This window comes from Gilvibacter sp. (assembly GCF_013214815.1).
Taxonomy (GTDB): domain Bacteria; phylum Bacteroidota; class Bacteroidia; order Flavobacteriales; family Flavobacteriaceae; genus Gilvibacter.
In genome coordinates this window covers 52,258-59,432 of record NZ_JABSPU010000012.1, presented here as the reverse complement: position 1 = coordinate 59,432, position 7,175 = coordinate 52,258, and the positions used below count along the sequence as shown (strand labels likewise).

7 protein-coding genes are annotated in these 7,175 nt (G+C 45.0%); 1 reads left to right on the top strand and 6 read right to left on the bottom strand.

Annotated features, from left to right (window positions below; genetic code table 11):
- Positions 1 to 180: 180 nt before the first annotated feature.
- The 6 genes from HRT75_RS04490 to HRT75_RS04465 form a co-directional block, all read right to left on the bottom strand.
- Positions 181 to 993 (bottom strand): energy transducer TonB, encoded by an 813-nt coding sequence (locus tag HRT75_RS04490; RefSeq protein ID WP_291183115.1) that lies wholly within the window; start codon positions 991 to 993, stop codon positions 181 to 183.
- Between the two features lies 1 nt (position 994).
- Positions 995 to 1,387, bottom strand: a complete 393-nt coding sequence (locus HRT75_RS04485) for a biopolymer transporter ExbD (protein WP_272831713.1) — start codon at positions 1,385 to 1,387, stop codon at positions 995 to 997.
- A gap of 10 nt (positions 1,388 to 1,397) precedes the next feature.
- The gene (locus HRT75_RS04480) at positions 1,398 to 2,099 is read right to left on the bottom strand and encodes a MotA/TolQ/ExbB proton channel family protein (RefSeq protein WP_272831712.1); all 702 of its coding nucleotides are present in this window, start codon (positions 2,097 to 2,099) and stop codon (positions 1,398 to 1,400) included.
- Positions 2,100 to 2,152: 53 nt separating this feature from the next.
- The gene (gene nhaD / locus HRT75_RS04475; RefSeq protein WP_291183112.1) at positions 2,153 to 3,532 is read right to left on the bottom strand and encodes a sodium:proton antiporter NhaD; all 1,380 of its coding nucleotides are present in this window, start codon (positions 3,530 to 3,532) and stop codon (positions 2,153 to 2,155) included.
- Between the two features lie 12 nt (positions 3,533 to 3,544).
- The gene (locus HRT75_RS04470; RefSeq protein ID WP_291183110.1) at positions 3,545 to 4,771 is read right to left on the bottom strand and encodes a Glu/Leu/Phe/Val dehydrogenase dimerization domain-containing protein; all 1,227 of its coding nucleotides are present in this window, start codon (positions 4,769 to 4,771) and stop codon (positions 3,545 to 3,547) included.
- Positions 4,772 to 4,836: 65 nt separating this feature from the next.
- A complete protein-coding gene (locus tag HRT75_RS04465; RefSeq protein WP_291183108.1) occupies positions 4,837 to 5,907 on the bottom strand; it encodes an anhydro-N-acetylmuramic acid kinase in 1,071 nt (356 codons plus the stop codon).
- Positions 5,908 to 5,999: 92 nt separating this feature from the next.
- Between HRT75_RS04465 and HRT75_RS04460 the strand changes: the two genes are divergently transcribed.
- Positions 6,000 to 7,142 carry an acyl-CoA dehydrogenase gene (locus tag HRT75_RS04460; protein ID WP_291183106.1) on the top strand — a complete coding sequence of 381 codons (1,143 nt, stop codon included), beginning with the start codon at positions 6,000 to 6,002 and terminating at the stop codon, positions 7,140 to 7,142.
- Positions 7,143 to 7,175 lie beyond the last annotated feature (33 nt).

Here is a 7,175-nt window from a genome sequence, read left to right as displayed (position 1 = left end):
TTCATCTATGTAAATAATTTTTATCGAGCTGGCAATCAAGCAAATAAAAATTATTTACATAGATCAACCGCTTCGCTTTCGCACAAAAAATTCAATTATAGCAGTGGGTATGCTAATAAATAAATTTGTTTGTGCTCATTTCATGGCATCATTTTTCTCAAAGATACCAAAAATGACCTCTTAATTGGACAAAGAAAAACGGTAAACGATCTTCCCGATCTGTTTTGCAGGCGCATTGGGGTCTGCATTGAATTTGGTATCCATCGCAGCGCGTTTGGCCGGCTCGAGCAAACAGCGTGAATTGTTAGTAGTCCCGCGAACTCCGGGAGTAGCGCTAATTACGTTCCCGTTGCGATCCACCTCTATACTCACCACTACGATTCCAGCCTCGTTACAGTCTTGCTGATACTTCTCTTTGTTCAAAGCCGAGCGTCCGCCAAGCTGATAGTTTCCATCTCCGTCTAGGCCTTTACCGGTTCCGTAATAGCTGCTGGCATTTGGGTCTCCATTGGGATCTCCTTTGTCACCTCCAGTGGCGTCAGGACCTTCTCCTCCATCGGTCTTTCCGTCATTTTTGGGACCGTTGATGATAGATGATAGGGCATCGGTTGTGCTTTTATCTGGCTTGGGATCTGGTTTCTTTTCAGTCTCAACCGGCTTCTCCTCCTCTGCAGGTTTGGTCTCTACAGGTTTCTTATCATCCTTAACCACAGGCGCGTCTTCAATGTCTTGAGTTACCACGTCTTCATTGATGTCTTTAGAAGTTTCCTGTGGATTGGATTGCGTTTGCTGCGGAGCTGTTCTTACGGTCTCTTGCGGCTGCACATTTCCTGAGCCTGTAGCGCTGGTCCCAAAATTAATGGCGATCCCGCCTTCTGGTGGTGGATCGAGATATTTCAATCCGAAGAAAAAGAGCAACAACAGCAGTATGGCCATTAAGGCAGAACTGATGCGAAAACTCTTGCGTTTGTGCTCGGTATCTAAAAATCCCATATTAATTCGGGCGTACGGCGAGTACGACTTTAAAATTGTTCTTGTTGGCAATATCCATCACCAAAACGGCCTTTTCAATAGGCACGCCTTCTTCTGCACGCAGAATGATAGTCGGGGAATCCTGACCGCCTAAAGCTGCTTGCAGTTCACTTTCTATGCTGTACTCACTTACGCGCTCTTTATTCACGTAGTAAGCTCCTCCTTTAGTAATGCTCACAGAAGCATTTTGCTGCGCCGTGGTCTTCCCTTTGGCCTTTGGAAGCACTAGGTTGAGCGCATCTGGAGTTACGTTAGACGAGGTCAGCAAAAAGAACACCAACAACAGAAATACAATGTCTGTCATGGAGCTCATGCTGAACTCGGCCTTTACTTTATTTCTTCCTCTTAGATTCATACTGCCGTATCTAAGCTGGTTCGTTTAGAAGATCTAGGAAGTCAACAGCATTGGCCTCCATTTGGTGCACAACCTTGTCCGTCTTAACTACTAAGTGGTTGTAACCCATATAGGCAATAATACCTACCACAAGTCCTGCAACCGTAGTGGTCATGGCCGTATAAATTCCTTCTGCTAAAGAGCCCATCTCTGCTTGTCCACTGCTTGTGGCCAATTGATGGAAAGCTAAAACCATACCAATAACCGTCCCTAAGAAACCGATCATAGGAGCAGCCCCCGCAATGGTAGCAAGGATACTTACGTTCTTTTCCATTTTATAGACTTCCAAACGTCCCGCATTCTCAATGGCGGTGTTGATGTCGTCTAATGGACTTCCGATTCTTGAAATTCCCTTTTCGGTCAAACGAGCTACTGGAGAGTTCTGCTGAACACATAAAAGCTTTGCTGCCTCTAGGTTTCCAGAGCCTACATTGTCTCGAATTTGATTCATAAAATTGCCGTCTATCTTGGAAGCTGATTTGATCGCAAACAGGCGTTCAAAGTAGATATACATGGCCACAAAAAGCAGCACGAATAAAACAGCGATAATGATTTGACCGGCAACTCCTCCGTTGAGCAGGAGTTCCATCAATGAGATCGTTTTTTCTTCAACGACAGGTTCCAGGCCATCTACAGCATCGGTAGTTGGGTCCTGAAGTAGGAAATTCAACATAGTTTAGGTTTAATAATGGTAGAACGAACAATACGTTCAGAAATTGTAAGGGCTTAAACGAGTAGCACGCGTTGGAACAGAAGATACACTCCAGCTCCTACGGCAAAACCTACGAATGCTAACCAAGTAATTTTCTTTAAATACCAGATAAAATCGATCTTCTCCATTCCCATTGCAGCTACACCGGCAGCAGAACCAATGATCAACATAGATCCTCCGGTTCCTGCAGAATAGGCTATAAAATGCCACAATACAGAGTCGGTTGGAGATTCATACATTCCAATAGACGCTGCTACTAGCGGTACGTTATCAATAATGGCTGAGAAAATACCCAGTAAGATCACTACCACATCCTCATAAGGAATGGCGCCTTGCAATACCTCTGCCAAATAACGCAGGGTACCTACTTGCTCTCCGTCCATGGAAGTTCCGTAAACCAAACTCTCCAGTCCAGCAACGGCCATCAGGATTCCCAAGAAGAAAAGGATACTTGATATTTCAATACGCGACAAGGCTTTGTGCGCCGAGTATTTATGTCTTTCAGATTCTGAGAAATCTTCTTCTGGGTGAATGTATTCTGAAACTAACCACACAATTCCCAAGGCGAACATCATCCCAATATAAGGGGGTAAGTGGGTTACTGTTTTAAAGATCGGCACCGATACGATCATCCCCAAACCGAGGAACAACATCGTCTTACTACTGAGTAATTTGCGACCGTCCGCATCCTCATCTTCATCTACACCAGTTACTTCTCCTTGGAAAGGCTTCATGCGGCTGGCAATTAAGAACGGCACAATGAAACAGGCAATAGACGGCAAGACTACAAACTTCACCAAACCTAGCGCAGTCACCTTATTCGCGATCCAAAGCATGGTGGTCGTTACGTCTCCAATAGGCGACCAAGCACCTCCAGCATTTGCTGCAATCACTACCATGGAGGCAAACCAAAGACGATCTTCACGTGTTGGAATCAACTTGCGCAGCAAGGTTACCAATACGATCGTTGCCGTAAGGTTATCAATGATGGCTGATAGAATGAAGGCCAAAATACCAATGATCCAAAGCAGACGCTTCTTACTCTTGGTCTTAACGGCTCCCTTTAGAATCTCAAAACCACGGTGCAGATCAATGATCTCCACAATGGTCATGGCCCCTATCAGGAAGATGAGTATCTCCGCCGTTTTACCCAGGTGATGCAACAGGGTATTGGAGAAGCCTTCCTCCATATGATGATCCCCCGCTATATAGGTAAACACATTCTCATGGGTATCAATGACACTAAACCAGCCCGAGGCAAATCCAACAGAAAGGACAGCCCAGATAAGGGCAGCCATAATTAGGGCAGGCACTGTTTTATCGAGTCGAAGCGGATGCTCCAAGGTGATTGATAAATAACCAAAGACAAAAATGAGAATGATGATAGATTCCATACAGTTGGTAGTTTATATGAGTTGTTTTAAAGCGATCTCAAATGCGGTTTCGCTTATTCTTGTTTTATTCGGATTCGATTGGTGTGTAGCTTCCAAAGCACGTCTAATGGTCTGCGAAGTATCGTTGAAGATCGCTTCATCGGTCATCTGTACTTTTCGCTCCATAAAGTAAGCAAAAACTCTGGCCATTCCACAATTTGAAATAAAATCTGGGATCAAACTAACCTCGCGGTCTGTGTGCTCCATAATGGAACCGAAGAAAATCTCCGGATCAGCAAAAGGAACATTCGCTCCACAAGAGATCACTTCCAAACCAGAAGAAATCATTTGATCGATCTGATCCTGCGTGATCAAACGAGAGGCCGCACAAGGTGCAAAGACCTCAGTCTCTAGCCCCCAGATACGCTCGTTCATTTCCTCAAACGGGATCATATTGTCCACCATGAGTTCATTGCCTCGTTTGTTCAAAAAGAACTCGGTAACCTCCTCCATAGAGAAACCGGTTTCATTGATCACTCCGCCATGACGGTCAATGATTCCCACAACCTTCGCCCCCATTAAGGCCAGATAATAAGCTGCAGCTGAACCCACGTTTCCAAAACCTTGGATTACGGCACGCTTTCCGACTACAGATCCGCCGTAAACCTCGTAGTAGTGTTTTACAGCTTCCGCAACACCAAAACCAGTGATCATATCGGCCACTGTGTATTTTTTAGTTACGTCCGGGGAGTAGTTCGGGTTTTCAATTACTTTGATCACCCCTTGGCGCAATTGACCAATGCGGTTGATCTTGTCGGCCTCAGTCGGCTTAAAGTGTCCTGAGAAAACTCCTTCCTGCGGATGCCAAACACCGCTGGCTTCCGTTATTGGAATTACTTCGTGGATTTCATCAACATTGAGATCTCCACCTGTACCGTAATAGGATTTCAGCAAAGGAGAAACGGCCGCATACCAACGCTCTAAAACTTCCTTTTTCCGAGGATCTGCAGGATCGAAATTGATCCCCGATTTAGCGCCTCCAATGGCAGGTCCGGAAACTGTAAATTTCACTTCCATGGTTTTGGCCAATGAAAGTACTTCATTCATATCCAAACCTTTGCGCATTCTGGTTCCACCACCAGCAGCTCCACCACGGAGCGAATTGATGACCGTCCAGCCTTCTGCGTCGGTGTATGGATCATTCCAATGGAACACGATTTCTGGTGCTTTATTCTCGTAAGCTTTAAGGAGTTGTTTCATTTAGTTGGTTGACATTGTAGCATGACAAATATAACAAACTTAAGTACCCAAACCGTTCGTGATAACTAAATATTAGCGTTAAATATCAGCCCGCTAGAATGATCCTTACTGGCCCCAGTGACCGAAGCTAAACAATTGACCTCATCACGCAGTTTGAGAACGCCTAAAAGGGCAAAAATCAAGGCCTCTTTATATTCAATAAGTTGCTTGTCCGGCACAGTGATTTTCAATGACTTATACGACTCTATTCGTTGTAAGAGGTATTCATTATGGGCTCCGCCTCCAGTAAATAGGACCTTGCTTTCTTCTTTTAAGGGTTTGGCTATCTGATAAGCCATATGCTCCACAAATGTAGCTAGAGCATCTGCTGGCGTGAGCTCATTGAGTTTGAACTTTTTATGAATTTCACTGCGGACCCATTCCAGTCCTAAAGACTTTGGCGGCTCTTGCGCGTAATAATCCAAACCGTTGAGTTGTTTCAATAGCTCATCATTTACGGTTCCGCTTTGGGCAATCTTTCCACCATCGTCATAATCCAGTCCTAATGGCTCAACTAGCTTATTGAGTATGATATTGACCGGACAGAGATCATAGGCAATCCGCAGGCCATCTTGTTCATAAGAAAGGTTTGCAAAACCTCCAAGGTTGATGCAGTAATCAAAAGCTCCAAAAAGCAATCGATCTCCGATGGGAACCAAAGGAGCCCCTTGCCCACCCAAGGCGACATCTTGTACTCTAAAGTCACAAACCACTCGCTGCCCGCTGATCTCAGCGATCCTTTTTTGATTGCCGATCTGTCGTGTTACTCCCAGATCCGGACGATGCAATGCCGTATGGCCGTGGGAACAGACCGCGTCCAAATGCTGAATGTTGTATTTAGAAATAAATGCTTTGATCTGCTCGCCTAAAAACTGCGAATAGCGCGAATCTGCCGCGTCCAATTCCTCTGGATTTAGACTGACCAGATCGGCCAAAAAAGCCTTCTCACGCTTTTCGTCGTAGGGTAACATTTGGGTGTGTCCAAATTCATAAGTCCAAACCCCTTGATCTACAGTGAAGAAAACCTCAGCCAAGTCAATCCCGTCCAGCGATGTGCCAGACATTACTCCCAAGACGTGATATTGATTTTTAAGCATTCTTAAAAATAACAGGATTTATTGAAAATATGCTATTTAAGAAGTATCTTTGCTAACCTTTTTTGAGAATAATTTAAAGAATACTGAATTCCATGGATTTTACCTTAACCGAAGAACATGAAATGATCCGCGAAGCGGCTCGTGATTTTGCTAAGAACGAATTGCTTCCAGGCGTTGTAGAGCGCGACAACAAACAAGAATTCCCTGCAGCCCAGATCAAGCAGATGGGAGAACTTGGATTTATGGGAATGATGGTTGATCCGCAGTACGGCGGAGGCGGAATGGACACGGTTTCATACGTGTTGGCCATGGAAGAACTCAGCAAAATTGATGCCTCTGCATCGGTAGTGATGTCTGTAAACAACTCCTTGGTATGTTACGGAATTCAAGCCTTCGGTAGCGATATGCACAAGGAGAAGTACTTGACCAAATTGGCCTCTGGAGAAGCTCTTGGAGCTTTTTGTTTGAGTGAGCCGGAAGCAGGATCAGATGCAACTTCTCAAAAAACTACAGCCATTGACATGGGTGACCACTACGTGCTCAACGGAACCAAGAACTGGATCACCAACGGAAGCACCTCGGATTATTATATTGTGATCGCTCAAACCGATCGCGATAAAGGTCACCGCGGAATCAATGCGCTTATTGTAGAAAAAGGATGGGAAGGTTTTGAGATCGGCCCTAAAGAAGATAAACTCGGTATCCGCGGAAGCGACACTCACTCTTTGATCTTTAACGATGTTAAGGTTCCTAAGGAGAACCGTATCGGTGAAGATGGCTTCGGATTCAAATTCGCCATGAAGACCCTAAGCGGTGGACGTATTGGAATTGCCGCTCAGGCTTTAGGTATTGCTCAAGGAGCTTACGAATTGGCCAGAGAGTACTCTAAAGTGCGTAAGGCTTTTGGCACAGAGATCTGCAACCACCAAGCTATTGCCTTTAAGTTGGCAGACATGCATGTAAAGATCGAAGCTGCTCGTCATTTGGTAATGAAAGCTGCTTGGGATAAAGACAACGGCAATAATTACGACTTGAGCGGGGCTATGGCTAAACTATACGCCTCTCAAGTTGCCATGGAAGTAACGGTAGAAGCGGTACAAGTACACGGCGGAAACGGTTATGTAAAAGAATATCACGTGGAGCGACTGATGCGTGACGCGAAGATCACACAGATCTACGAAGGAACTAGCGAGATCCAAAAGATCGTGATCTCCAGAAGTCTATTGAAAGATTAATCTGAATTAGCCCACTGTTAAAAGCCCCGAGTT

Bases quoted from the DNA above. Each gene is read 5' to 3' on its own strand.
- HRT75_RS04485 (WP_272831713.1), bottom strand. From the start codon at position 1,387: ATGAATCTAAGAGGAAGAAATAAAGTAAAGGCCGAGTTCAGCATGAGC.
- HRT75_RS04465 (WP_291183108.1), bottom strand. From the start codon at position 5,907: ATGCTTAAAAATCAATATCACGTCTTGGGAGTAATGTCTGGCACATCG.
- HRT75_RS04470 (WP_291183110.1), bottom strand. From the start codon at position 4,771: ATGAAACAACTCCTTAAAGCTTACGAGAATAAAGCACCAGAAATCGTG.
- HRT75_RS04480 (WP_272831712.1), bottom strand. From the start codon at position 2,099: ATGTTGAATTTCCTACTTCAGGACCCAACTACCGATGCTGTAGATGGC.
- HRT75_RS04490 (WP_291183115.1), bottom strand. From the start codon at position 993: ATGGGATTTTTAGATACCGAGCACAAACGCAAGAGTTTTCGCATCAGT.
- nhaD (WP_291183112.1), bottom strand. From the start codon at position 3,532: ATGGAATCTATCATCATTCTCATTTTTGTCTTTGGTTATTTATCAATC.
- HRT75_RS04460 (WP_291183106.1), top strand. From the start codon at position 6,000: ATGGATTTTACCTTAACCGAAGAACATGAAATGATCCGCGAAGCGGCT.